Consider the following 25,862-nt stretch of genomic DNA (forward strand, 5'->3'; position numbering starts at 1 on the left):
TAAAGGTGATACGGAAGGAAGGGAGCGGGATAAACATGAAATCGAGGTTGGGAATTCTCTTCTTGATAGGTATGATCGCATTAGTCGGGTGCGCTAGCAATAAAAATGCCGAGGAACATGAATATAGCGTTCAAGACGTTACTCGCGCTTTGGAGTCGCAGCATGTAACGCTAGCGCCGTACGGGATGGCAGGCACTATACCAACGTTAAATAAAGTCGTTCCAGAAATGAACGCGATCGAGGGCGAAGCAGCTACGGATCACGCGGATCCGGAATTTGCTTATTTTTATCGATTCGATACGGAATCAGCTCGTAAATCCGGTGTTAAAGCGTTTAATAAGCAGATGATAAATGCCCAATTCACCACGTATCCTTTTCTATATGAGAAGGGAAATCTCCTGATGATTTATTGGGCGAAATCAAAAGAGACGCCGCTCCTTAACGAACAGATCACATCAGCCATTGAAAGCCTGTAAAGGTAAACCAATCCAGATATGAACCGCAGCACAAAAAACCAGCAGGGGTCCGGAACGTATCGTTCCGAGACTTCCGCTGGTTTTTGTACGGAGCATAGATCACGCAGTACAGCCTGCTAACCGGCTTACAGCGCTGTGTCGTCCACGCTATTCAGCCATGCCTCGATGGTGCCGATGACGGAGGCGACGCAGCCGTCTTCGAACGGCGAGATCAAGCCGGCCACGCTTGCGAGCTCGGTGAAGGAGAGGCTGCCGCCCAGACGGCATAGGCCGAGGTAATCATTCCATGCGGCCTCGCGGTCTTCGCGGGACTTCTTCCAGAATTGAAACGCGCAAAGCTGCGCCAGCGTGTAGTCGATATAGTAGAACGGCGAGTTGAAGATATGCCCCTGCTTGTGCCAGAAGCCGCCTGCCGCCAAGTACGAGTTGTTCGCGTAATCGCGATGAGGGAGATATTTCTTCTCGATCTCGCGCCATGCCTGCTTCCTCTCGGCCGGCGTCGCTTCCGGATTCGCATACACGTAATGCTGAAATTCGTCCACGGTCACGCCGTACGGAATGAAGATCAGCGAGCTGGCGAGATGGTCGAACCGGTATTTGTCCGCGTCCTCCTTGAAGAACTGCTCCATCCACGGCCAAGTCAGGAACTCCATGCTCATGGAATGGATCTCGCAGGCTTCGTAGGTAGGGAAGGCATATTCCGGCACCGCGTAGCCACGGCTCTCGTACACCTGGAACGCATGCCCTGCCTCGTGGGTCAGCACGTCGATATCGCCGGAAGTGCCGTTGAAGTTGGAGAAAATATACGGCGCTTGGTATTCGCTGATATACGTGCAGTAACCGCCGCCTTGTTTGCCCTTCTTGGCGACGAGGTCCATCAGCTCGTTGTCTTGCATGAACCGGAAGAACGCGTCCGTCTCCGGCGACAGCTCCGCGTACATCTTCGCGCCTCCGGCTATGATCCAGTCCGGGTCGCCCTTCGGCGTCGCGTTGCCGGACAGGAAGGCGAGGTTCTCGTCGTAATAGAGCAGGCTGTCGACACCGATGCGGTTCCGTTGACGTTCCTTGAGCTTCGTCGCGGCCGGGACGATATAGTCCTGCACTTGCTTACGGAAGTTCGCGACCATGCCGGCGTCGTAGTCGGTCCGGCTCATGCGGGCGTAGCCGAGCTCGATGAAGTTGTCGAAGCCGAGCTTCTTCGCGATGCGCGTGCGGACGTTGACCAGGTCATCATAGATGCGGTCGAGGGTCGCTTCGTTCTCCGCCAAGAAGCCGGAGGACGCTTCGGCGGCTCTTCTGCGCATATCGCGGTCGGTCGACTGCTGGAACGGACCGAGCTGCGCGAGCGTGCGCTCTTCGCCTTCGAACGGGATTTTCGCGGAAGCGATCAGCTTCGTGTATTCCGTCGTCAACTTGTTCTCCTGCTGGAGATCCTCGATCGCTTCCGGACTGAACGTCTTCAAGGACAGCTCGGCGAGCCGGAATAGCTGGCGTCCCCACTTGTCCTCCAACGCGTTCCGGAACGCCGAGCCGACCAGCGCCCTGTAATAGTCCGTCACGAATTCCTGCACGACGGGGCTGTTCTCGTCGAAGAAGTCCTGCTCGGCCTTGTAGAATTCGTCGTTCGTATCGATGGAGTGGCGAATGCTGGCGATCGTCTGCATCGTGTCGAACTCGCTGCGGAGCTTGTTGAGGCCCGCCATCGCGGAATCCTGCTCCTCGAAACTGCCGGCCGCGGCGAATACGCCGAGCAGTTCCTTGAATTTCGCCTCGAACGCCTTCACGTCCGGTCTCTCGTATGTATATTCGCTAAATCTCATGCTCCATGCACCGCCTTCCGGTTTATTAAGACGCAAGCGTCTACAGCAGGCTATGCGATTCGGCCCGATAACCGCGTCCGGCAAGCTCGTCACCGGGCCGGCATGCATACAACCTGATTCCATTATACGCGCGTTTCAAGATTTTCCTAGAACTAAGATTTCTTCGCTCGCCGCATCGCAAGATACGATAGAAGGCTGCCGCCGGCTAATAGAATAGCCGTGACGAAGAGCGATGCGTGCATCCCGGATAAGAAAGACTCTCGCGCGTTAACCAGTGCCCCCGTCATGGCAACGCCTAATGTTGCCCCAAGCTGCCGGCTCGAATTAATCATTCCGGAAGCCGTGCCCACTTGCTCCTTGGGCGATGAAGAGATAACGGCAGCCATCAGAGACGGAATCGTAAGCGATAGGCCGTACCCGAGCAGGAGCAGCCCCGCTAAGGTGAGCCCATAGCTTGTCGTGACGGTAACCCCGACGAGCAGCGCTGCCCCTGCCGCCGCGGAAGCGAAGCCGAAGGTCATCGGCATGCGCGGACCATGCCGGCCGACGATCCGTCCCGTGACAATCGGATTGACCGCCATCGGAATCATCATCGGCAGTAAAGCAAGTCCCGCCGTATGGGCGGATAGCCCGCGTTCTTGCTGGAAGAACATCGGAATAACGAACAGAATGCCGGATAGCCCTATATTAACGAGCATGCCTGCAGCCATGCCGGCCGACAGCGCAGCGCTTCGGAATAACTGAAACGGGATAAGCGGCAGCTTGCTGCGCGTTTCGACGATGATCAATGCGGCCATGCCTGCGAGCGCCAATCCGAACGCGCCCAGAATAACGGTCGAGCGCCAGCCGTAGGACTCGCCTTCCATCAGGGCGTACGACAAAGCCGCGATCGACACGATAGCGAGCAGCTGACCCGGGATATCCAGGCTTCGCCGCGGATTGCGGGCCGTCTCGCGAATCGACGTCCAAGCGACGACAAGGCTTATAAGCGCGAGGGGAAGGTTCAGCAGAAAAATGCTTCGCCATCCGAGCGAATCAACCAGCAGCCCGCCAACGACCGGTCCGGCCGCCAGCGCAATTCCCGTAACGGCTGCCCATATCCCTAACGACCGCGCTCGCTCGCCGGGGTCCGGATAAGCATGGGCGATGAGCGTCAGCGAAGCCGGCAGCAGCGCCGCTCCGCCGATGCCAAGCACGGCCCTCATCGTAATCAGGGCACCAATCGAGGCAACGGCTGCCGATACGCCCGAGGCAGCCAGTATAAGGACCAGTCCGCCGATGAACATTTTTTTGGCCCCGAGCTTATCCGTCAACGCCCCCATCGACAGCAGCAATCCCGCGAATACGATCGTGTAGGCGTTCACCGCCCATTGCAGGCCGGATATGCCGCCGCCCAGGTCGGCATGAATGGCAGGCAGCGCCACGCTGACGACGGTCATATCCAGCAGCACCATAAAGTAGCCGAGCGAAAGGCCGAGTAGAACAACGAGCCTGGCCGAACGCGTCGGCGCTTTGGTCTGCATCACCGCTTCTTGCAATCGAATGACACCCTTTCTGTTCCGTGAATTTCTTGCTTGCTAAGCGTAAAGTAGATCGTATACTTAGACGAGATGTCCGATTATCCTAGGAGAAATCATCATAGGCTAGAGAAGGGAACGATCGTATGCCAATGGAACCATCGGAACAGGAACGACTCCAAGAGCTGGCCCGTTTCCTGAAGACGCGCAGGGCTCGCATCTCGCCCGAGCAGGCCGGCCTGCCGAATACCGGCCGGAGACGAACGCCCGGACTTCGCCGCTCGGAGGTCGCTCAGCTGGCATGGATCAGCGTCGACTGGTATACGAGGCTTGAGCAAGGCCGGGATATCCAGGTATCCGCTCAAGTGCTGGACAATATCGCGGAGGCGCTGAAGCTGAATGCGACGGAGCGCCGGCATTTGTATATGCTGGCGCTGCAGCAGCTGCCGCCCGACTTCACGCAGTCCGTCAGATCCGTCAGCCCGTACCTGCAACGATTCCTTGATCAGCAGGGGACGAGTCCGGCCCTTGTAACCGACCAGCAGCTGAACATCGTCGCATGGAACCAAGCTTCGAACCTGATCTACGGCGATTATGAAATGTTGTCTGTTCGCGATCGCAATTCGCTCTGGCGCACGTTTACTTCGCCCGTGATCCGACGCTTGCTGCAAGAGAAGTGGGAGGCCCACGCCCGGCACCGGCTCGCGCAATTCCGCGCCAATTACGGCAAATTCACGGGCGATCCCCAGTGGATTGCACTGATTGAGGAGCTAAGCGGGATTAGCGAGCCATTCCGAAGCTGGTGGCAGGAGCATGACGTTATCGTGGGACCCGAAGGCAAGAAGATCAACTATCATCCGATTGCAGGACGGCTGGAATTCGACCAGCTCGCGTTTCAAGTATCGGACGCGCCTCATCTCACCGTCACCATCAACATGCCGGCCGACGAAGAGACGACGACGCGCGTACGGACGCTGCTGGAACGCGGTTAGCCTTCGGCAATACCACAATAGGAACAGCGAAATCGTTGTTCCATTGTCTAACCGGACATGGAATTCGGCGGCCTCGATTGCAATCGTGCCGCATCGTTCGCTACAATAATGATAGTATGCGCGATAGGCCACTATTGTCGGTGAAAGGAAGATTCACGAATGGGAGATATGTTGGTTAAATTGTATCAATTGCCGGAGTCCGAATCGGCGAAGCAATTCGCGGAGCGTACCGGGATTACGGTCCGCAGAGCGATCGGCCCGGAGCTGGTCACCGTTGCCGAGTGGATCGAGAAGCGGTTCGGCAAAGGCTGGCGCAGCGAGACCGAGATCGCTTTCGCCCGCCAGCCGGTCGCCTGCCTCATTGCCGTCAAGGACGGCGAGCTGCTCGGCTTCGCCTGCTACGATGCGACGTGCAGGGGCTTCTTCGGCCCGACAGGCGTGGACGAACAGATGCGAGGCCTCGGAATCGGCAAACAGCTGCTGTTCGAAGCGCTGCATGCGATGCGGGATTACGGGTACGCGTACGGCATCATCGGAGGCGCGGGCCCGGTCGACTTCTACAGACGCGCGGTCGGCGCGGTCGAGATCGAACAGCCGGAACCGGGCATCTATTCGGGCATGCTGAAGCTCGTGTAGGCAGCAGATCAAATGGATAAGTTGGTGAGCGTTATGGATCAACGCCCTCTAGTAGTGATGGGGATATCCGGAAGTCTCCGCGAGGGATCGACGAATTCACGAATTCTGGCGTCCATCGCGGGCATGATGTCTCCAAGTGTCGAGTTTCGAACGTACGATGGGCTCGCGAGCTTGCCGCATTTCAATCCGGACCTGGATATCGACGGTGCCGAGCCTCATGAAGCGGTGGTCGATTGGCGGGAACGGCTGAGGGCAGCGGATGCGATCGTGATCTGCACGCCGGAATATGCACGCGGAGTCCCGGGCTCGCTTAAGAATGCGCTCGATTGGGTCGTTTCTTCGGGCGAATGGATGAATTTGCCAACGGCGGTTATTAGCGTGTCCCCGCATCCCGAAGGCGGAGCGGCCGCGCTGTCTTCGTTAATTCAGACGCTTCGAATGATGAGCGCGGCGGTTCCGGACGATGCGACGCTGGCCGTTCCGTTCGTAGGCAGGAAGCTAGGGACCGATGGCAGCGTGACGGACACGGATACCTTAACATCGCTTCGCAATCTCGCAGCGGCGCTGATGCAGGCATTAGCCTAACGGGAACGGGAACATACGGACGAACTGTGAACCAGCCGTCACCAAGCCGGCTGGTTCGGAACGGTACCGGCAGTCCATGCTACGCCGGCGAAGCGCCAACAGGAGCTGTTCGTGCTCCAGGCGCGGTTGGCCACAAGCCTGCTGCTCGAAGCATTGTTTATTTCTCCACATTCTGAGTCGCTCATCGGAGCGACTTTTTTACGTTCTGGCAAACGCAGGAAGGGATTATATTCCAATCAAGCGAATAAGAATCATACCCGGTCATAGAGGAGGGGGAACATGCAGCCGATTCTCGTTGCTATTCCTGCTTGTACGATTATTGGTTTTGGAAACATCGGTAAACCGACCGATCCTGGCGATGTCTGGCCGGCTTTGTTTTCCCGGATCAACGACATAACCGATCGCGTTAATCCCCATGAGACCATAGGATTAATCAAACGCAACGAACTCGGCTATCTGGCAGGCGTGAAAACCGCTTCTAACAGCGAAGTGCCGGAAGGAATGTCTATGTATCCCATTCCCGCAGGCCAATATGCAGGCGTAACTCATCGAGGACCCGTCAGCAAGATCAACGAAACGTTCGAAAAGCTGACGGACTGGCTCGGCGCTAATCATTATGAGCCGTTCGATGTGGTTTGTTTCGAAGTCTACGATGAACGATTCAAGCATGAACAAGACGATAGCGAGCTCGATATGTTCATTCAGCTCAAACCCGTATAACGGTTGGCCATCGCGCTCCCCCTCGGCACTAAGCTCAATAAGACATAAGGGTGAGATCGGGAATATCGCTCTGCAATCCAACACGAGGGGGTACGCTATGAGTTCCATTCGCAACGTTATCGACAAATTAAAGCTGAACGTCTCGAAAATAGAAGATGTTCCGGAGTCGTATAGTTCAGAGGTATACAAACTTACCCTTGCCGGCGGAGAACAAGCGTATGTCAAAATTCCGTTTAACAAGGATAAGCTGTATCGTGAGTTTCGGATGCTTGACACATTGAAGGATGTCATACCTGTTCCTAACGTACTGGATGTTTGGGAAGGGGACGAAACGACTACCGGCGCATTGCTTCTATCGGCGATACAAGGCATGGCTTGCACAGCAGATATGGATGAGAAGCTAGCTTTTCAAATCGGCGCGAATCATGCGATGCTTCATGAGGTTGCAACGCCAGGCTACGGGGTCCATGCAACGGATGGATTCAAGCTGCTTGACCGGAATAATTGGAGACTGCATATCAGGGATAATGTCGAAAAGTGGAAAGAGCCTTGCAAAGCGATTCTCGATCCAGAGCTGTATGAACGATGCGTGCAGCGCTTTGAAGACGTATATGCTGCTTTACCGGAGCCTGACGGGCCATGCATCGTTCATATGGATTTTAGACCTGGCAATATACTCGTACATGCTAACAAAGTTACGGGCATTATTGACTTCGAGAGTGCCCGCGGCGGCTCCTCCGAAATCGACTTTACCAAAATCAATCGTTATATTTGGTCAGTAAACCCGCGAACAAAGCTGCCGTACATCGAAGGGTATCGATCGATTCGCCCCATGGTGAATCTGGAGACGGTGCTGCCGTTCTATGATTTTTACGATGCGTTCAGTGCCGTCGTGTGGTGCAAGAACAGAGGTATCGATAAGAACCGGCCGTTTCTTCGGGAAAACATCTCTATTTTGCAGCAATCAGTGGGGATGGAGCAGATACGTTAAATGGAGCAGACACGCTATGAGAGGCGCATTAAGATGCAACAAGATAAGGTATCCAAAGCCATCCGGCCGGATGGCTTTCGTCATTCATACGGAGAAGTGCAATCATTTCGTTTTTGAATCGTCTGTCAGTATAGAGGGGGCAGATGATATGAGCAGACTTATTCAACCAAGGATAACAAAATCGTCACTGTGGTCGGGGTACGCAGTGTTTATATGGTCGATCGGCTACATGCTCCCGCACCTCTATTGGGCGCTGGGCGGCAAGAGGGGCGGAGGGATACTGAAACCTGATCTCGTGCAATCGATCGATTTTGAATGGATCAATTGGATTGCCTCCGTATTTCTAACGGCTGCCGGATTCCTTGGACTTGCGTTTATCTATTGGGCCAAGGGCAGAGTTTCCAGCTTGATGCTGCTATTCGCAGCTTGGGCAGGATGTTCGTTAGCCGCTTCGCACGGCATTTATGGAGTGGGTTATCGCATCCTTCAAATCAGCGGGATAACCGGGTTGGAATCGGGCTCATTTCACATGGATGAAGATACTTATGTGCTATGGGATCTAGCGCTCTTCGAACCGTGGTTTTTAATCGAGGGAATTTTATTAATTATCGCAGGGTGGAGTTTCTTGAAGGAAGCCCGAAGCAGGAAAATCTGGCTGGCGGCTTGCCTATTCGGCATTCTTGTCGGCTTGGTCACGGGGATAACGGGCGTGCGATTCGCATGAGCCGTCCTTGCGATGCAAGGCCATGAGCCTGATTATAGGAGACGGAATCCGGAATCCCGATCTAGATAATGGAAGACTTCACGTTCATACCGCGATGGATGTGTGTTATATTGAATGAGGGACGCCGGGTGATGATTTTCAATAAATCTTGGAAATTCGGGATGGCACTTAACCGATCGCTACATAAGCCGGATGTCGCGAAGACAGACACAATAGGGAGGAAACGGATTACGATGGAAGCTGCAAGTCAAGCTGCAATGAACGCGGAAGGGCCGGATTTGACTCAAATCAAACGAGCGCCGATTGTTATCGCGCTGATTATCGGGGCATTCGTTGCGATTTTGAACGAAACGCTGCTCGGTAACGCTTTTCCGGACTTAATCACGGCATTACATGTAACGCCTTCTACGATCCAATGGCTGTCCACCGCCTATATGCTGGTGGTTGGCGTGCTCGTGCCGGTAACGGCGATTTTGCAAGAATGGTTCACGACGCGGCAAATGTTCATCGGGGCGATGACATTGTTCCTCATAGGTACGATTATTGCGGCGGTTGCACCGGGTTTCGAAGTGCTGCTGGTCGGGCGCGTCGTGCAGGCGTTCGGTACCGGATTGATGCTGCCGGTTATGATGAACACGATTCTTGCGATCTTCCCGCCCGAGAAGCGCGGCGGCGCGATGGGGCTGATCGGCCTGGTGATCATGGTCGCGCCGGCAATCGGACCGACGGTATCGGGTCTCATTCTCGATCAGCTGGAATGGCGCTGGCTGTTCTACCTCATCATTCCGCTTGCGGCATTCTCGATTATTTTCGCATCGATCTATATGAAGAACGTATCGAAGATCACGAAGCCGAAGGTTGACATCCTGTCGATCATTCTCTCGACGATCGGCTTTGGCGGTGTCGTATACGGATTCAGTAAGTCGGGCGACCTTGGCTGGGGCGATCCCCAAGTGTATTTGATGGTCGCGGCAGGCGTCCTCGGTATTCTGGTCTTTGCCGTGCGCCAGATGACGCTCAAAAGCCCGGTTATGGATATGCGCGCGTTCAAGTTCCCTATGTTCGCTCTCGTTACGGTGCTTATGCTCGTGATGATGATGACGTTGTTCTCGACGCTGACATTGCTGCCGATGTACCTGCAAGGTCCGCTGATGCTGACGGCCTTCACTTCGGGTCTGATTATGCTGCCGGGCGGCATTGTCAACGGAATGATGGCGCCCGTAGCCGGCATTCTGTTCGACAAATTCGGGCCGCGCGTCCTCGTTATCCCGGGGCTTGCCATTGTTGTTCTCGCCGTCTACATGTTCACCGGCGTGGATATGGAGACGACGAAAGGCTACCTGATCGCGGTGCATATCATTATGATGATCGGGATATCGCTCGTGATGATGCCTGCGCAGACGACGGCGCTGAACCAGCTGCCGCGCGCGCTGTATCCGCACGGTACGGCGATCATGAACACGCTGCAGCAAGTTGCCGGCGCGATCGGCGTGGCGCTGTTCATCAGCATCATGTCCAACGGCACGAAGGATTATCTCGCGAAGTCGAGCAACCCTGCAGACCCGCTTGAATCGTTAAGAGGCATGGTCGAGGGCTTGCACAATGCATTCTGGGTAGGCTTCTGCATCGGCGTGCTCGCGCTCGTGATCGGCCTGTTCATTCGCCGCACGAAGCCGCCTGAAGGCGAAGAGCCGCGCCCAGGCATGGGACATTGAGTGACGCCACGATCGCTTACTAACCATATGAAGGCAGCCGGTGCAATAGCGCGCTGACTTCAAGCGGCCATGAAAGCCGCGGAATCCGACGGGATTCCGCGGTTTTTTTCTTGTTGATTCTGCGTTTATTGCTGTTCGATATAATGATTCGGGAAGCATCAACGATCATACATGGTAAAGGTGGGTTATATGTGAAGGAACGGAACGGCGCGAAGACGGCCGGGGGTAATCCCGGAAGAAAGCTGACGATGATTTTGGCCGGCTCGCTTGTGGCGGTGTCGGTGTTCTCGCCCATGGGGGGAAAAGTGGCATATGCTTTTGATCAACTGGGCGGGAATGGTACATCGGACGACCCGTGGCAAATCACCAATCGACAGCAATTGGAATTAATCGGGTATGCGCAATATTCGTATAGCAGTCCTTATATTTTGATGAACGACATTGATCTATCCGATGCGAACTGGTTTCCGATCCGCTACTTGTCCGGGACGTTCGACGGCAACGGCAAAAAAATCACAGGCTTGAATATCGATATGCCCGACGATGACAATGTCGGTTTATTCGCCGAAATTTTGAACGGGCATGTATACAACTTAACTGTCGAAACCGGTCAGGAAGGCATTACCGGCCACGATAACGTCGGCATCATTGCCGGGTCCGTCGAGCAAACGGACGATGATGATAACGGCATGTCGACAACATCCTTAATGTTCATTTCCGCCACGGGAGACGTTAAAGGGAATAAAAATGTCGGCGGCTTGGTCGGCAAGGCCAGCGGAGACGACAATGCGAGCATGGCGTTTGCGTACAATCATATCGGTCCGGGTACCGTGACCGGCGCCAATTCGGTTGGAGGACTGGCAGGATTCCTGATGAGCGGATTGGTATACAGCTCTCATGCCGAAGCTTTCGTAGCTGCGGGAGAAGGCGACGCAGAGGAAGATCATTCGCGGATAGGAGGTCTGCTCGGAGCCTTTACCGACTCGAACGTTACCAGAAGCTATTCGGCAGGGACTGTCGATACCTCCTCGGTTTCTCCGGAAACGGATGATGTCGGCGGTCTGATTGGATCTTCAATGTCATCGAATATCCGTGATTCGTATTCAACCGCCCACGTATCCGGCGGCAATGCCGTAGGCGGCCTGATCGGATACACCGTATACGACTTGATCTCGCGCAGTTATGCGGCAGGCGAGGTAGAAGCCTCGGGCACCCAAGCGGGCGGCTTGATCGGTTTGAACAATCAAGATCAAACACAGTCGTTCGTCCGAGCCTCTTATTGGGATACGGAAGCGTCGCACCAGCCGGATCTGATGGAAAATGACGATCGGTATGGCCGTGGACTGGATACCATGCTAATGAAAATCCAGGCAACCTTCACGTCGGATTCGGAAACCGATAACAACTGGGATTTCGAGCATGTGTGGCATGTGGAGGGCGGCCGTTACCCGCAGCTATACGCCGGCATGGACATCCGTTTCCATGCGGAGCCGCAATTCGTCTCCAATCAGAGCGTAAGCGAGCACGAAGTTACATTCAATATGGATTCCGAGTGGTTGGGCTATGGCCATCACATTCGCGTCTATGATGCAAGCGATGACGATACTCCGGTAGATTCGTTCGTCGCCGGGACGCATGCTTCCGTGCCGGTCATGCTCGATACGGCGGGCATGAACGATGGAACGCATACTCTGAATGCCGGCTATTATTTCGAGGACCAGTACGGCAATCGAACAAGCGTGTTTCATCCCAGCATTGCCGTTGACAGTACGTCGCCCGTTTGGGATAACGGCGCTTCGATCGCTAAGAATGAGACCAACGGCAGCATCGAGTTAACTTGGGACGAAGCTTCCGACGGGGAAGGCAGCGGCATCGATCATTATAATGTGTATGTCGACGGGCTACCTCACCAGGTCGAAGCTCCGTCAGACACCCTTACCGCTCCCCCGACGTCAGCGGTATATGAAATTGAGGCCGTAGACCGGGCGGGCAATAAAAGCATGCTGCTGGCGGAAGGAGCGGCAGGAACGCCTTCGACGACGAACATCAGCGGGTCGAAGAATATCGTAATCGGTCCAACGCTGCCCGTGTTCTATACCGCTTCCGTAACGGGCGCTCCAACCTACTCGGCAGGGATCTTCGGTCCCGTCTATTATGGGGGAACGATGGCGTTCTACGTTGACGGCGTTCTTCAAACCGATAACGTGCCATTGACTTCGATCGTCACGGGGCTGCCTCCCTACGGTATATTTAACTGGATTAACTACAACGATATCTCGGAAGGCGCGCATACGATTAAAGCCGTATACTCCGGCTATACGGGCGATTTCCATGGAACCAATTACGCTGTGGATGCTAGCGAAGCGACGTACGAGATCACGCTGAGCGGTCTGAACGTCACGTCGATCGATCCGAGCGGCGCGGAGAATAACGGCAAGACGAAGCTGACGGTGTCGCCGGATGCTGCGGCAGGTCATAAGCTGGTCTATCGGAACTTCGGCGTCAGCGACGTGACCCAGCCGAACGTCGGCGACGTGCTGCCGGGGACGGGATACGCCGACTTGCCTGCCGGCGGTCTCGTTCCGGCGGCAATGGGCGATAAGATCGGTGTCGTGGAAGTTGACATCTCGACCGGTAAAGTGGTTCACTACGGCCAAGCGATGGCCTTTTCGATGGACGAGCCAGAGGGACCGGGCGCGGCAGCGGGGCTGACGGTAACGTCGGCCGATCCGAGCGGCGCGGAGAATGACGGCAAGACGAAGCTGACGGTGACGCCGGACGCAACGGAGGGCAACAAGCAGGTATACCGCAACTTCGGCAGCGGCAGCGTGACCGTGCCGAACGTCGGCGATGTACTGACGGGTTACGCCGATCTGCCTGCCGATGGTCTGATCGCGGCAGCGAGCGGCGATAAGATCGCGGTTGCGGAAGTAGATGCGTCGACGGGCCAGGCGGTACGCTTCGGCCAAACGACGGCGGTCGTAACGGACGAACCGGCTGGACCGGATGCGGCAGCGGGGCTGACGGTAACGTCGGCCGATCCGAGCGGCGCGGAGAATGACGGCAAGACGAAGCTGACGGTAACGCCGAGCGCAACGGAGGGCAACAAGTTGGTATACCGCAGCTTCGGCAGCGGCAGCGTGACCGTGCCGAACGTCGGCGATGTGCTGACGGGTTACGCCGATCTGCCTGCCGATGGTCTGATCGCGGCAGCGAGCGGCGATAAGATCGCGGTTGCGGAAGTAGACGCGGCGACAGGCCAGGTGGTACGCTTCGGTCAAGCAACAGCGGTCGTAACGGACGAGCCGGCGGGACCGGATGCGGCAACGGGACTGACGGTAACGTCGGCCGATCCGAGCGGCGCGGAGAATGACGGCAAGACGAAGCTGACGGTAACGCCGAGCGCAACGGAGGGCAACAAGTTGGTATACCGCAACTTCGGCAGCGGCAGCGTGACCGTGCCGAACGTCGGCGACGTGCTGACGGGTTACGCCGATCTGCCTATCGATGGCCTGATCGCGGCAGCGAGCGGCGATAAGATCGCGGTTGCGGAAGTAGACGCGGCGACGGGCCAGGCGGTACGCTTCGGCCAAGCAACAGCGGTCGTAACGGACGAACCGGCTGGACCGGGCGCGGCAGCGGGGCTGACGGTAACGTCGGTCGATCCGAGCGGCGCGGAGAATGACGGCAAGACGAAGCTGACGGTGACGCCAGATGCAACGGAGGGCAACAAGTTGGTATACCGCAGCTTCGGCAGCGGCAGCGTGACCGTGCCGAACGTCGGCGATGTGCTGACGGGTTACGCCGATCTGCCTGCCGATGGTCTGATCGCGGCAGCGAGCGGCGATAAGATCGCGGTTGCGGAAGTAGACGCGGCGACGGGCCAGGCGGTACGCTTCGGTCAAGCAACAGCGGTCGTAACGGACGAGCCGGCGGGACCGGATGCGGCAGCGGGACTGACGGTAACGTCGGCCGATCCGAGCGGCGCGGAGAATGACGGCAAGACGAAGCTGACGGTGTCGCCTGACGCAACGGAGGGCAACAAGCAGGTATACCGCAACTTCGGCAGCGGCAGCGTGACCGTGCCGAACGTCGGCGATGTACTGACGGGTTACGCCGATCTGCCTGCCGATGGCCTGATCGCGGCAACGAGCGGCGATAAGATCGCGGTTGCGGAAGTAGATGCGTCGACAGGCCAAGCGGTACGCTTCGGCCAAACGACGGCGGTCGTAACGAATGAACCGACAGTGACGCCGAATAAGCCATCTCCTGGGTCTTCTACATCCGTACCAAGCGCAACGGATGATGTGGAAGTTCTCGTCAACGGCAAAGCCGAAAGTCTCGGCAAGTCGAAGACATCCGAGGTCGGCGGCATGAAGAAGACGACCATTACCATCGACCCCGCCAAGCTGCAGGCGAAGCTGGATGCGGAAGGCAGTCATGCGGTGGTGACCATACCGGTCAATACGGCAGCGGATTCCATCATTGGCGAATTGAACGGACAACTTATTAAAAACATGGAGAACGCATCGGCTACGCTTGTTCTCCGAACGGAGCGCGCAACGTACACCTTGCCGGCGGCGCAGATCAACATCGATGCGATATCCGCACAACTTGGCCAATCGGTGGCGCTGGAAGACATCAAGCTGCAAGTCGAGATTGCCGTTCCGGCTGCGGATCAGGTCAAATTGGTGGAAAACGCGGCGGAGAAAGGCACTTTCACGCTTGTCGTGCCGCCGGTGGAATTCACGATTCGGGCGATTTACGGAGACCAGACCGTTGAAGTCGCTTCATTTAACGCCTACGTAGAGCGTACGATCGCGATTCCGGACGGCGTCGATCTGAGCAAGATTACGACGGGCGTCGTCGTTGATCCGGACGGTACGGTACGCCACGTACCGACGAAGATCGTCATGATTGACGGCAAGCCGTACGCGAAGATCAGCAGCTTAACCAACAGCATGTATTCCGTCGTTTGGCATCCGATCGAATTTGCCGACATGACCAAGCATTGGGCGAAGGATGCGGTCAACGACATGGGATCGCGAATGATCATCGAGGGAACCGGCAATGGCCTGTTCAGTCCCGACCGCGAGATCACGCGCGCCGAGTTCGCCGCGATCGTCGTTCGCGCGCTCGGACTGAAACAGGAGAGCGGAGCGGGCGCCTTCTCGGATGTGGCGGCGTCGGACTGGTATGCCGGGGCGGTGAACGCCGCGGTCAAGCATGGGTTGATCAATGGCTTCGAGGACGGCGCCTTCCGCCCGAGTGAGCGCATTACGCGTGAACAGGCGATGGCGATCGTCGCCAAGGCGATGAAGGTGACCGGCTTGAAGGATCGGCTTCCGGCCCAATCGACAGAGGCAGCGCTGCGTTCGTTCGCGGATGTGGCCGAGGCGTCCGGCTGGGCGAAGGCCGGCATTGCCGACAGCCTGCAGGCCGGAATCGTAACAGGCCGAGGCGATGCCGTTCTGGCGCCGAAAGCTAATGTTACGCGCGCCGAAGTCGCCATGATGGTGCGGAACCTCCTTCAGAAGTCCGATCTGATCTAACCGTCTATCAGCAAGAGTCTTCGAACCGATCGGGTTCCGAAGGCTCTTGTTTGATTATTGGATCCGGGTTGAAGCATCGGACAGGATAGTTCAATACACTTCGCGAATGCATTTATATAGTAGATTCAATTACAGTAGTTTCATTTTATAGTCAATCTCGCGAGGAAGTGAGTACATGAATCCAAGCCCTTATATTGAATTGGTTCGCGCGATCGCGCTTTCGCTGCCAGGCGCGGAAGAGGGCATGTCTTAGGGAACGACGGCATTCCGGGTCAAAGGGAAGTTATTCGCTCGCCTGCATCAGGATGGCCAATCGCTCGTCCTTAAAGTCGCATTTGAAGACCGGGAGTTTTTGCTTGAACTTCACCCGGCTATTTTCTACCTAACGGATCATTATCGCAATCATCCAAGCGTACTGGTAAGACTTGCGGCTGTAGATCGGCATGTACTGCAAGAATATATCGAGCTTGCTTGGTTAAGATGCGCTCCGAAGCGATTGGCAGCAGCATATACGCGCAATGCCGCCGATTGAGGCAGGACGGTACATTTCATCAGAAGTAAGGCGCGCGGGAAGCATGAAGACTTGACCAAATGGAGTGATACGATATGCTCAAGCCATATTTAATCATTGTCACTGGCAGGCCGGGTTCAGGGAAAACGACCTTCTCTAAGGTGCTTGGCAATGAAATTTGGATGCCCGTCATCAGCCGGGACCAGATCAAGGAAGGATATGTGCATACTTTCGCGAGAAGGCATAGCGAGCTTCCGGAGGAGAGCAATTTAAGGGCAACGGAAATCTTCTTCGATACGCTCATGGGGCTGATCGCCAACCAGGTGTCGGTAATTGCCGAAGCGGCGTTCCAGCATCGGATTTGGTCGACCAGGCTTGAACCGTTCATGGGCAAGGCGCAGGTGAAATTGTGCCTTTGCAAGGTTGACGGCAAGGTCGCGCTCGACAGGTTCGTACGACGGGGGCTGGACAATCCGCTCAGGGAGTACTTCCATGGTGATAAAGGAATCGACATGGCGAGGAAAGGCATGGCGCCCTGCGTGAGTCCTTACGAGGAGCCCCGGCTCGACGTACCTACGTTCGCTATTGATACTTCAGGGGAATACAGCCCTTCGATCAAGGAACTAAGCAGGAAAATATTTGGCAGCAGCTGTGATTTACACTAATTCACAATATAATTCGCCTCATGTAGCTAGGAAATTAATAAAGGCTCCAAGCTGAAAGGAGCCTCCGTGTCCAATGGTTAGACGTTTATTTAAACTTGGCTGGAAACTGTTTAATAATCCCATCCGTAAGCATATCCGCCAGATGGATCATATGGGTCTCGTTTTTATCCGTCGCCGCAATATCGGCCTTCCAATCACCCTTAATGCAGTCCAGTACGATCTCCGTTATAAGCTGCAGGTGGGTATACAGCATATCTTGCAGCGCTTTAAACGGCCAGTTTGGATTGGCGGCGCTTAAGAACGAAGCGATTGTATCCGCGTTTTTATGCCAATCGGCCTCCAGTTTATTCACTTCGTCTTGTTTATTGGCTTTGGCGGCCACGATAATTTTCCCTGCGATCAAGATATGCTCTCTCAGTAGCTCAGCCAGTTTATTGCCTGCGGCGTCCCCGTAATACGGTTTAATCACGTTTCCGATATCCTGCTGGTTCCTCAATAGGCGGTCTAGAACGTCCTGCTGATCATAACGATCCGATACGGCGCTTACAATATAGCTCCGCGTCCAGATGGTATGGTCGATCCAAACCCGCTGCATGTCCGTTCTCAATTGAACCATCTTGGGGGAAATGCATGCTGCGTTCTGTACCGTAGCCGACTGGGCGTATACGCCTACTGGATTCAAGCTTATCATGAGCCCCACCGTTAAAAGCAACGCCAACATCGATTTGATTTTCAAGTTCATCTGCTCCTTGTAATATTGAAATCCTACCGACTGAGTTATTATGGTTATTTTTTCCGACATTATGCACACGATCAGGGGAGCGGCAAGTGGACGGAACAGGAGTGCCGATAAGCCAATCACCTCTTTTACCGGCAATGGCCTATGCACGAGACCGCGGCTATATTATCATTACTATCAGGCATCCAAATAAGTAGGAGGCGTCATTATGGAAAATGGAAACGGTTACAAGGGCGCTGCGAAGCAGGGATTTATATTGAATCACGCTTCCGGCTATTTTCAATGCGCGGGCGTGGACGTGATGGCTTTCGACGATATTTATCCGGAAGGACATCAATCCGGCGTAAGCATCATCATGCACGGCAATCGCGTCGCTACGAACGGCGATATCCGTTTTGAACAGACGCCCGGACAATGGCAGCCGGTACCCAAACAGGGGAAGCGCGAACTGGATGAGATGGCGAATACGATCACCGCATCGCTGCATTTTCCAGACACCTCGAGGCACTTAAAGGGCTTTAACCCGATGATCTATCCGGATTTCGAGTTCGATTACAAGGTTACCGTCCAAGGCGATGGCAAGTCGGTTCACGTTTCCGTTGAACTGGATAGACCGATACCGGACAACTATGCCGGCAAGATCAGCTTCAACCTCGAACTGTTTCCCGGCGCGCTGTTCGGTAAGCCTTGGATCATGGACAACAGGCAGGGAATATTTCCTGAACAGCCCAACGGACCTGTAATGACGCAACCGGCCAATTATTCGCATATCGGAAATTTCGGCGAACCCGATGCGAAGGCCGATCCGGCACTCCTGTCCGGGGGAAGCAAGGAATACAGCCCGATGATTGCCGATGACCTCATCGCCGAACCGTATGCCGTCGGCAGACGGTTTACGGTTCGGCCCGACGACCCTTATAACCGCTTCACGATCGAAAGCAAGGGGGCGGAGCTTAAGTTATACGACGGACGCATGAACCACAATAACGGCTGGTTTGTGATCAGCAGCGAAGTGCCTGCCGGTGCCGCCGCCAATGCGATTCAATGGGTCATCACGCCCAATGTCGTCGAAGACTGGCTCCATCCGGCCGTCGTTCAAACCTCGCAGGTCGGATACCATCCGGGCCAAACGAAGACGGCCATCATTGAACTTGACCAACGCGAGAGCAGACGCGAGAAGCTCATCCTTTCCCAACTAACAGAGACGGGCGAGCAACGGGTTTTGTCCGCCGAAGGGCAGGAATGGGGGCAATTCCTCCGCTATCGCTACTTGAAATTCGATTTTACGGACATAAAGGAAGAGGGACTCTACAAAATTCAGTACGGTTCCTCGGAGTCGTCCATCTTCCGGATCGCCAGCGATGTATACGACCGGGGCGTCTGGCAGCCGGTGCTGGAGTATTTCCTTCCCGTACAGATGTGCCATATGCGGGTAAGCGAGAAATACCGCGTCTGGCATGGCCATTGTCATGATGATGACGCTCGGATGGCACCGGTAAATCTGAATCACTTTGACGGTTATGTGCAAGGGCCATCCACATTGACCGGTTACAAACCGGGAGACGTCGTTCCGGGGCTGAATATAGGCGGTTGGCACGATGCCGGCGATTTCGACCTTCGCGTAGAGTCGCAGTCCGGAGAATTCTATACGCTGGCCCTGGCGTACGAGGCCTTCAATGTCCATTACGATGCGACCACCATTGACCAGGACAGACGAATCGTCGAAATCCACCAGCCTGACGGCAAGAACGACATCCTGCAGCAGATCGAGCACGGCGTCTTGTCCGTCGTAGGCGCCTATCGCGCATTAGGGCGGCTGTATCGGGGGATTATCGAAAGCGATCTTCGGCAGTACGTACATCTTGGCGACAGCGCAAGCATGCTCGGGGATCGCTGGGTGTTTACGGAAGATAATCCGCCGCGCGAATTGACGACCGCCGCTCATCTGGCAGCAGCTTCCCGCGCTCTGCAAGCGTTCAACCCTGCATTAAGCAGCCAAGCTTTGCAAGCGGCCCGAGAGATCTATAAGGTTACGGATGGGACAGGCACTGCCAGAACGGCCCGCATACATGCAGCCGCGGAATTATTTCTGACCACCGGCGATCGGGAATATCAAGACGTATTGCTGTCGGAAGCCGAGTACATCGTCGCATCGATCGACAAGGTTGGCTGGTTCATCGCGCGAGCCGAGTACGCGATGAAAGACGCCGGATTCTCCAATAAGATTCGCGGCGCTTTGCCTGCATTGAAAGAGCAGTTCGCGCGGCAGAGTGCCGAAACGCCGTACGGGATACCGTATCGCCCGCATATCTGGGGGGCGGGTTGGGGGATTCAGCAGCTGGGATACGAATATTATTTCCTGCACCGGGCGTATTCCGACATTTTCGATTCCGAAATGATTTTCAATGCGCTGAACTTCGTGTTGGGCTGTCATCCGGGCTCCAATACGATGTCGTTTGCATCGGGAGTGGGCGCGAAGTCGGCAACGGTAGGCTATGGACTCAATCGCGCCGACTGGTCGTATATTCCCGGCGGCGTCATTTCGGGCACTGCGCTGATCCGTCCCGACTTTCCGGAACTGCTGGTGTTCCCGTATTTGTGGCAGCAAGTGGAATATGTCATGGGGGGCGGCTCTTCGCATTTTATGTTCATCGTCCTGGCGGCGCAACAGCTCACGAACGGTCAATGATGCATGAGTACAAGAACTGCGCGCAATGTTCGCGATTCGATCGTACGGGAACGCGACAAAGGATGAAGCAAGCTGCGCTTCATCCTTTGTCTTCGTCTTATTCGTAGCGTACCGCCATTACCGCCTTTAAGGCTGGACCATTTTGGTCAGCGTTATGCTCCAGTCGAGCGTGCTGTAATCGAGCTGCCAGCCGAGCTGATCCGCAATGAATCGCAGCGGCACCATGACGCGGCCGTCCTCGTTCAGCATGACCTTCGAACCGATGGAGATTCTCGCGTCGTTAATTTCCATTGCGTCCCGTCCGACCCAGAACTTCATCACATACGACCCGGCCCAGATGACCGTCTCCCCGGTAGCCTCGGTCCACGCAACCTTCGCGCCGACGCCTTCGGCAAGCGCGCGCACCGGCACGTACACCATGCCCTTCCAGAGCATCGGATTCGTGTCCATCTTCACCATGCGGCCGTTATTGTCCAGCATCGGGTCGTTCACCTTCATCTTCACCGTATACACGCTCATCGGAGCGGCCGGTACGTCCGCCGAGGTAACCGTCGGCGCCGTCGGCTCGTTCGGCAGCGCATCGGCGTTCGCCAGCGCAGGCAGCATCAGGGTGAGTCCGAGCAGGGGGAGGATCAGCTTGTTCGTCTTCAATTTCGTCACGCTCCTTAAGTAGGGATAATTAGGGCAAACGGTTCCTGCTGCTGTCTTGGGCCAAGCGAAGCGTATTGGAGATCGTCTGAGTAAAAGTCAATGTCTATGGCTGCGGAATTGATCCCAATCGCCTATGGGCATGGCTGAAAGTGGGTACGGAGGACTTGTTTGCCATGTAGTGTGATGTTACCCGGGGCTGTGGGACGTGAATCATGAGGGAATGGTGCGGGAGTTCGGTTTCAGCGATTAATAAACGGTGTAACAGTGTAATAGTGGCTTGACCTGTTTCTGAAGACTACTAATGGAGGTTCCTATGCACCGCGTAAATCTTGATCCGCATTCGTTCAACGAACAAGTATTCAACTATGCTTCCTTCGGGATCGCGCTATTGGCGCCCGATGGATTAATTCTTACCGTTAACCCTGCTTTCGAACGGATATTCGGATATACGCAGGAAGAGCTCGACGGCAAACGGTTCGGTGTTTTTTCGCTGCCCGACGATTCGGTCCAAAATATAGACGAGCTGAAGCTTCTAATGGGGAATGAAGCCGAAGTGCAGCTGGAGAAGCGTTATTTTAGAAAAGACGGCGTTATGATCTGGGTGTTCCTGTCCGTTCGGTTATTCTGTAACGAAGAAGGGCAGCCGCTCTATTACATCGCGCAGCTGATCGATATATCCAAGCAAAAAGAATCCGAGCAGCGGCTTCAAGAAACCGTGGAGCGCTATACGTCGTTGAAGAAATATAACCATGATGCCGTCATCTCCTTCGACCTGCAAGGACGAGTGATCAATGCCAACGCGGTAGCCGAGAAAATAACCGGTTATCCCATCGAATCGGAAATGATCGGCATGGAACTCGCCAATCTCATCGGAAAGCCCAACGTAGACCGCATTCTGGAAGAAGCGCTCTACGATGATACCGTCGAACTGCAAATCGACAGCCTTGTCAATAAAAGCGGCGAAATCATCGAAGTGCTCACGAGTATCGCGCCGATCATCGTGAAGAATCAAATCATTGGTTTCTATCTCATCTGCAAGGATATTTCGGAACAGAAGCAATTGGTGCATGCCAAGGAGACGGCGGAAGCGACCAATCAAGCCAAAAGCGAGTTCTTGGCGATGATGAGCCATGAAATCCGAACGCCGATGAACGGCGTGATCGGGATGACCAATCTCCTGCTAGACTCGGATCTGGACGATGAGAACAAAGCGTTCGTGGAGATTATTCGTAAAAGCGGGGAATCGCTTCTCTCCATTATCAATGACATTCTCGATCTGTCGAAGATCGAGGCTGGCAAGACGGAGCTGCAAGAAGACGTATTCGATCTGCGAAATTGCATCAAGGACTGTCTGTCCGTTATTTCGGCAAAGGCCGAAGTCAGGAATCTGGAGTTGTCCTGCACCATTCATCACGACGTGCCCGATTACATCTACGCTGACGAAGACCGCTTGAAGCAGGTGGTTCTTAACTTACTTAGCAACGCTGTGAAATTCACGCCTAGCGGTACCGTATCGGTTGCCATCAAGAACATGAAAGCCCAACCGCCGCTTCTAGGCATCACGGTTACGGATACAGGCATCGGGATACCGCCGTCGCGGCTTGAAGAAATTTTCGAGCCTTTCACTCAAATCGATAATTTCATGGCCCGCCAGTATGAAGGAACCGGCTTGGGACTTTCCATCAGCAGAAGAATCGTAGAATTGATGGGAGGGAAGATCCATGCCGAGAGCGATGGCGTACACGGATCCGCCTTCCATTTTACGATACGGCTTAACGAACGTAAGCTTCGGGAATTCAGCCCATCCCAACCATTAACTGCTGCAGCGATGAAGAAAGCAAAAATATTGATTGCCGAAGATAATGCCATCAATACGCTCGTGTTGCAGAAGATGCTGGAGAAAATGGGGCATCGGGTTTCCGTGGCCGTAAACGGCAAAGAAGCGATCGAAGCGGCGCTTACGGAATCGTACGAGTTGATTTTTATGGATATCCATATGCCGGTAATCAATGGCTTGGAAGCCATGCGGACCATCAAAGAAAAGCTGGCCCCCGAGAAATGTCCGCGCATCGTAGCGGTGACGGCGAACGCATTGAAGGGAGATCGTGAGAAATACCTGGCGTTAGGCATGGACGATTATGTAAGCAAGCCTATCAATCGTGAAGTCATTAAGCGGCTTCTGGTGTGCTCTAGTTCCGGCTAATCCGACGCATTAAGGGATGTCCGTGATCGCAGCGAATACGGGATCATTGGATCGTACGCACCGCGCCTTCCGGCGCCTTTTTCGTATGTTCTCGGTTCATAGATAATGAAAGATCCACATGAATCCTAGTGTAATGGGAAGCGAGAGCAGCAAGGCGATAAGCGGTTTTCGATAATGGAGGTACAGCATCGGGTACATAATGACGTAGAAGATAACGCTCCATACCACATTCCATCCATTCGCATAACTGATCCGGCCATTCACATTAAAAATGTACTCGATGACGGAGAAGACGATTATCCATGCTGACCAGTAGAGAATCATCCTTCTCCACTTATGAGGATGGTAAGACAAGAACAACATAATCATTGCTCCTTGCACGACAAAGATAATCATCAGGTCAAGCAGCTCTTGGGAGAGGATCGAGGACTTATACTTCCAAAGCGGAATTGATTTCACAAGATAGAGGAAGAGGAAGTTGAGCAAAGCCGCGTAAAGGAGCGTCGGGTAATAGTCATACCATTTGGACCACTTTGCCCAACGTAAGGCAAGTATCAAGAGAATTCCGGCAAATGCCAGGCTCATTATTTACACTCCTTCGTCCCTTGGCTGCGGCGGCAAGGATAATTTCAATCCTGCATTTCATTTTTTACATTCCGATTGTTTTTAAACTCGGGCGGGCTCGCTAATAGCAGCGGCTTACGACCCCAAAGGTGAATACCTGTTCCCTCTAGCCATGTAATGTGCCATCAAATATATAGCGAATTGAATCGGGACCGAATAGAAGAATTTCCAGTGAGTTAACACATAAATGCCCATCCATTGAAAGAAGGGCTCCCCTAGATAAGAGGATACAAGAGCAAAGAGAACTGCTTTAATGTATGGATTATAATCCGGCTTTACCTGAAGGAAGCACATGATCGTTACAGGCATTAACGTCAAGTCCCAGGGAACATAAGTCGGAAAAACAGGGATTACGTTAAATCGGTAATACCATAACCCAAGTTGGTCTCCAGTTAAGTCAAGAACAAGAGAAACGATTATCACAAATTGCCCTGAGAACAGCAGCCGATTCGTGCTTTCTTTCTTTCGGAAACCAAGCCATAATAACCACGGCAAGATCGCAAATGCAAGATTGACCCACCATAAACCCGAAAATAATACATGCTCATACCAGAATTGTATTTTTTGATGGATCAACTCATTTACTTCACGCGTATTGTTATCCGTAAATTCAATGACGTTTTCCTTATACATGCTATCATTCCGTCCGTTGTGTACTCTTCCTCCTCATCATCTCCATTCACATTCAATTCATGCTTGAGCATGGCGAGAATTTATGCACGCGAATTTTTATCTCCCTACATATTCCATTTCGTCGGAGGACAAATTATCCCCAAACGAGCCAGGGTTATAATCGGGAGGGACAATGGATAACTTCAGGGATAAATTCAGAAATCAACGGTACATGGCGCATGTAAGCTTATTGGGAACAACCCAACTGCATAAGCGTAATCCGTATACGATTGCATGCTGGTCCATGGCCTTTCCCGGGTTTGGGCATTTGCTGCTGAATAAATATTTGCGCGGCTATGCGCTGATCCTGTGGGAGGTGTTTATCAACCAGAAGATTCACCTGAATGTAGCCATGGTGCAAACCTTCAACGGTCATTTTCAAGCGGCAAGGGATGCATTAGATCCCAAATTCATATCGCTCTACATACCTGTGTACTTGTTCGCTATATATGACAGTTACCGTACATCCGTAGACCTGAATAAAGTGTACCTGCTGGCGCAAAGAGAAAACGGACCCTTTAATGTCTTCAGTATCGGAGCTTTGGAGATTAATTACCTGGATAAACGTAAACCGAGGGTTGCCGCAATATGGTCGATGGGAATCCCGAGCGCAGGTCAATTGTACATACATCGCATCGTGTTGGTCGGGTTCTTATTGATAAGCACAATCATTATCGTTTGGCAGTCTAACGTCATGCTGGCCATACATGATTTGATCTTAGTCGATATCCGAGCTTCTTCGGCCGTGTTGAATGAGCAGTGGTTCTTGTATTTCCCGTCGCTGTATTTTTTTACGATTTATGATTCCTATACGAACACCATAGAAAATAACAAATTGTTCGATGAGTCGCAAAGAAAGTACCTGATCGAGAAATTCCAGCCGGCGGGACACCGAATAATGATTGGAGACAATTGTCGATGCAGTTCGTGGCTACGTTCGAATATTCAAGTCTTCTCGAAATCGGCCTTACTGAACTGAAGGAAAAAGAAGTGTCGGGTATCTATGTCGTACCTCTTGATCTGCGCAAAAAAGAACCGCGATTATTGGATAGTATCCAGAAAGGCGATGTCGTGCTCATTGTCACATGCGAAGAACGGCAAGCTTCGGTCGTGGAAGATATTCTTTGGGACCATAAAGCACTGGGATTGGCCAGGACTAGATAATGATTGTTGCTCAGACCTAGCGAGCAGGTTAGCAGCAACAAGCGGGATGTAAATAGATTCAAAAATAACATTGGAAATGATAGAATTATCTGATAGTATGGAATTGTATTCAAATATGTGTGACTGGCGTAACGTAGGTAACTACGGGGGAGCGCATATTTCATAAGCCGTACGCCTGGGCAAAGTATTTGATCTTAGATCAGATGCTTTTTTTAT

At 53.9% G+C, this 25,862-nt stretch carries 20 protein-coding genes and 1 riboswitch; of the genes, 14 read left to right on the forward strand and 6 right to left on the reverse strand.

Annotated elements, in window-relative coordinates; all coding sequences use genetic code 11:
- The first annotated feature begins 35 nt into the window (after positions 1-35).
- The gene (locus tag GXP70_RS15435; protein WP_162357649.1) at positions 36-476 is read left to right on the forward strand and encodes a hypothetical protein; all 441 of its coding nucleotides are present in this window, start codon (positions 36-38) and stop codon (positions 474-476) included.
- 125 nt (positions 477-601) lie between these two features.
- On the opposite strand, the gene GXP70_RS15440 is transcribed toward GXP70_RS15435, so the two are convergent.
- Both GXP70_RS15440 and GXP70_RS15445 read right to left on the reverse strand, forming a co-directional pair.
- Positions 602-2,296, reverse strand: coding sequence for a M3 family oligoendopeptidase (locus GXP70_RS15440; protein WP_162357650.1), 1,695 nt, complete (start codon positions 2,294-2,296; stop codon positions 602-604).
- Positions 2,297-2,448: 152 nt separating this feature from the next.
- Complete coding sequence (locus GXP70_RS15445; RefSeq protein ID WP_225442432.1) at positions 2,449-3,834, reverse strand: MFS transporter; 1,386 nt, start codon at positions 3,832-3,834, stop codon at positions 2,449-2,451.
- 125 nt (positions 3,835-3,959) lie between these two features.
- Here GXP70_RS15445 and GXP70_RS15450 point away from each other — a divergent pair, with 125 nt between their 5' ends.
- The 10 genes from GXP70_RS15450 to GXP70_RS15495 all read left to right on the forward strand — a co-directional run bounded on the left by GXP70_RS15450 (position 3,960) and on the right by GXP70_RS15495 (position 16,904).
- A complete protein-coding gene (locus tag GXP70_RS15450; protein WP_404822253.1) occupies positions 3,960-4,805 on the forward strand; it encodes a helix-turn-helix transcriptional regulator in 846 nt (281 codons plus the stop codon).
- 159 nt (positions 4,806-4,964) lie between these two features.
- The gene (locus tag GXP70_RS15455; protein WP_162357651.1) at positions 4,965-5,441 is read left to right on the forward strand and encodes a GNAT family N-acetyltransferase; all 477 of its coding nucleotides are present in this window, start codon (positions 4,965-4,967) and stop codon (positions 5,439-5,441) included.
- Between the two features lie 57 nt (positions 5,442-5,498).
- On the forward strand, positions 5,499-6,026 hold the full coding sequence (locus GXP70_RS15460; protein ID WP_225442863.1) for an NADPH-dependent FMN reductase: 528 nt from the start codon (positions 5,499-5,501) through the stop codon (positions 6,024-6,026).
- Positions 6,027-6,305: 279 nt separating this feature from the next.
- Positions 6,306-6,746, forward strand: a complete 441-nt coding sequence (locus GXP70_RS15465) for a GyrI-like domain-containing protein (RefSeq protein WP_162357652.1) — start codon at positions 6,306-6,308, stop codon at positions 6,744-6,746.
- A gap of 97 nt (positions 6,747-6,843) precedes the next feature.
- Positions 6,844-7,737 (forward strand): phosphotransferase family protein, encoded by an 894-nt coding sequence (locus GXP70_RS15470; protein WP_162357653.1) that lies wholly within the window; start codon positions 6,844-6,846, stop codon positions 7,735-7,737.
- 148 nt (positions 7,738-7,885) lie between these two features.
- Complete coding sequence (locus GXP70_RS15475; protein ID WP_162357654.1) at positions 7,886-8,461, forward strand: DUF3995 domain-containing protein; 576 nt, start codon at positions 7,886-7,888, stop codon at positions 8,459-8,461.
- 257 nt (positions 8,462-8,718) lie between these two features.
- Positions 8,719-10,176 carry a DHA2 family efflux MFS transporter permease subunit gene (locus tag GXP70_RS15480; RefSeq protein ID WP_404822361.1) on the forward strand — a complete coding sequence of 486 codons (1,458 nt, stop codon included), beginning with the start codon at positions 8,719-8,721 and terminating at the stop codon, positions 10,174-10,176.
- A 191-nt stretch (positions 10,177-10,367) separates the two neighbouring features.
- A complete protein-coding gene (locus tag GXP70_RS15485; protein WP_162357656.1) occupies positions 10,368-15,728 on the forward strand; it encodes an S-layer homology domain-containing protein in 5,361 nt (1,786 codons plus the stop codon).
- A 295-nt stretch (positions 15,729-16,023) separates the two neighbouring features.
- Complete coding sequence (locus GXP70_RS30320; protein WP_162360498.1) at positions 16,024-16,260, forward strand: hypothetical protein; 237 nt, start codon at positions 16,024-16,026, stop codon at positions 16,258-16,260.
- A 74-nt stretch (positions 16,261-16,334) separates the two neighbouring features.
- The gene (locus GXP70_RS15495) at positions 16,335-16,904 is read left to right on the forward strand and encodes an AAA family ATPase (RefSeq protein WP_162357657.1); all 570 of its coding nucleotides are present in this window, start codon (positions 16,335-16,337) and stop codon (positions 16,902-16,904) included.
- A gap of 85 nt (positions 16,905-16,989) precedes the next feature.
- On the opposite strand, the gene GXP70_RS15500 is transcribed toward GXP70_RS15495, so the two are convergent.
- On the reverse strand, positions 16,990-17,640 hold the full coding sequence (locus tag GXP70_RS15500; protein ID WP_192043360.1) for a glycosyltransferase: 651 nt from the start codon (positions 17,638-17,640) through the stop codon (positions 16,990-16,992).
- Between the two features lie 211 nt (positions 17,641-17,851).
- Between GXP70_RS15500 and GXP70_RS15505 the strand changes: the two genes are divergently transcribed.
- The gene (locus GXP70_RS15505; RefSeq protein ID WP_162357659.1) at positions 17,852-20,332 is read left to right on the forward strand and encodes a glycoside hydrolase family 9 protein; all 2,481 of its coding nucleotides are present in this window, start codon (positions 17,852-17,854) and stop codon (positions 20,330-20,332) included.
- 126 nt (positions 20,333-20,458) lie between these two features.
- On the opposite strand, the gene GXP70_RS15510 is transcribed toward GXP70_RS15505, so the two are convergent.
- Entirely contained in the window at positions 20,459-20,983 is a 525-nt protein-coding gene (locus tag GXP70_RS15510; RefSeq protein ID WP_162357660.1) for a copper amine oxidase N-terminal domain-containing protein, read from the reverse strand.
- A gap of 313 nt (positions 20,984-21,296) precedes the next feature.
- Between GXP70_RS15510 and GXP70_RS15515 the strand changes: the two genes are divergently transcribed.
- The gene (locus GXP70_RS15515; protein ID WP_162357661.1) at positions 21,297-23,186 is read left to right on the forward strand and encodes a PAS domain S-box protein; all 1,890 of its coding nucleotides are present in this window, start codon (positions 21,297-21,299) and stop codon (positions 23,184-23,186) included.
- Positions 23,187-23,282: 96 nt separating this feature from the next.
- Here the strand turns inward: GXP70_RS15515 and GXP70_RS15520 are convergent, their stop codons facing one another.
- On the reverse strand, positions 23,283-23,771 hold the full coding sequence (locus tag GXP70_RS15520; RefSeq protein WP_162357662.1) for a CBO0543 family protein: 489 nt from the start codon (positions 23,769-23,771) through the stop codon (positions 23,283-23,285).
- A 114-nt stretch (positions 23,772-23,885) separates the two neighbouring features.
- Positions 23,886-24,443 (reverse strand): CBO0543 family protein, encoded by a 558-nt coding sequence (locus GXP70_RS30325; RefSeq protein ID WP_404822254.1) that lies wholly within the window; start codon positions 24,441-24,443, stop codon positions 23,886-23,888.
- A 172-nt stretch (positions 24,444-24,615) separates the two neighbouring features.
- Here GXP70_RS30325 and GXP70_RS15525 point away from each other — a divergent pair, with 172 nt between their 5' ends.
- Positions 24,616-25,461, forward strand: coding sequence for a hypothetical protein (locus GXP70_RS15525; protein ID WP_162357663.1), 846 nt, complete (start codon positions 24,616-24,618; stop codon positions 25,459-25,461).
- Between the two features lie 294 nt (positions 25,462-25,755).
- Positions 25,756-25,834, forward strand: a riboswitch (ZMP/ZTP riboswitch).
- The last annotated feature ends 28 nt before the right edge of the window (positions 25,835-25,862 follow it).

Origin of the sequence: Paenibacillus lycopersici, from assembly GCF_010119935.1 — a bacterium.
Classification (GTDB): domain Bacteria; phylum Bacillota; class Bacilli; order Paenibacillales; family Paenibacillaceae; genus Paenibacillus_Z; species Paenibacillus_Z lycopersici.

Excerpts from the sequence above, each read along its gene's own strand:
- GXP70_RS15505 (WP_162357659.1), top strand. The coding sequence starts at position 17,852 with ATGGAAAATGGAAACGGTTACAAGGGCGCTGCGAAGCAGGGATTTATA.
- GXP70_RS15455 (WP_162357651.1), top strand. The coding sequence starts at position 4,965 with ATGGGAGATATGTTGGTTAAATTGTATCAATTGCCGGAGTCCGAATCG.
- GXP70_RS15470 (WP_162357653.1), top strand. The coding sequence starts at position 6,844 with ATGAGTTCCATTCGCAACGTTATCGACAAATTAAAGCTGAACGTCTCG.
- GXP70_RS15495 (WP_162357657.1), top strand. The coding sequence starts at position 16,335 with ATGCTCAAGCCATATTTAATCATTGTCACTGGCAGGCCGGGTTCAGGG.
- GXP70_RS15450 (WP_404822253.1), top strand. The coding sequence starts at position 3,960 with ATGCCAATGGAACCATCGGAACAGGAACGACTCCAAGAGCTGGCCCGT.
- GXP70_RS15520 (WP_162357662.1), bottom strand. The coding sequence starts at position 23,771 with ATGAGCCTGGCATTTGCCGGAATTCTCTTGATACTTGCCTTACGTTGG.
- GXP70_RS15435 (WP_162357649.1), top strand. The coding sequence starts at position 36 with ATGAAATCGAGGTTGGGAATTCTCTTCTTGATAGGTATGATCGCATTA.
- GXP70_RS30325 (WP_404822254.1), bottom strand. The coding sequence starts at position 24,443 with ATGTATAAGGAAAACGTCATTGAATTTACGGATAACAATACGCGTGAA.
- GXP70_RS15525 (WP_162357663.1), top strand. The coding sequence starts at position 24,616 with ATGGATAACTTCAGGGATAAATTCAGAAATCAACGGTACATGGCGCAT.
- GXP70_RS15480 (WP_404822361.1), top strand. The coding sequence starts at position 8,719 with ATGAACGCGGAAGGGCCGGATTTGACTCAAATCAAACGAGCGCCGATT.
- GXP70_RS15475 (WP_162357654.1), top strand. The coding sequence starts at position 7,886 with ATGAGCAGACTTATTCAACCAAGGATAACAAAATCGTCACTGTGGTCG.
- GXP70_RS15465 (WP_162357652.1), top strand. The coding sequence starts at position 6,306 with ATGCAGCCGATTCTCGTTGCTATTCCTGCTTGTACGATTATTGGTTTT.
- GXP70_RS15440 (WP_162357650.1), bottom strand. The coding sequence starts at position 2,296 with ATGAGATTTAGCGAATATACATACGAGAGACCGGACGTGAAGGCGTTC.
- GXP70_RS15515 (WP_162357661.1), top strand. The coding sequence starts at position 21,297 with ATGCACCGCGTAAATCTTGATCCGCATTCGTTCAACGAACAAGTATTC.
- GXP70_RS15460 (WP_225442863.1), top strand. The coding sequence starts at position 5,499 with ATGGGGATATCCGGAAGTCTCCGCGAGGGATCGACGAATTCACGAATT.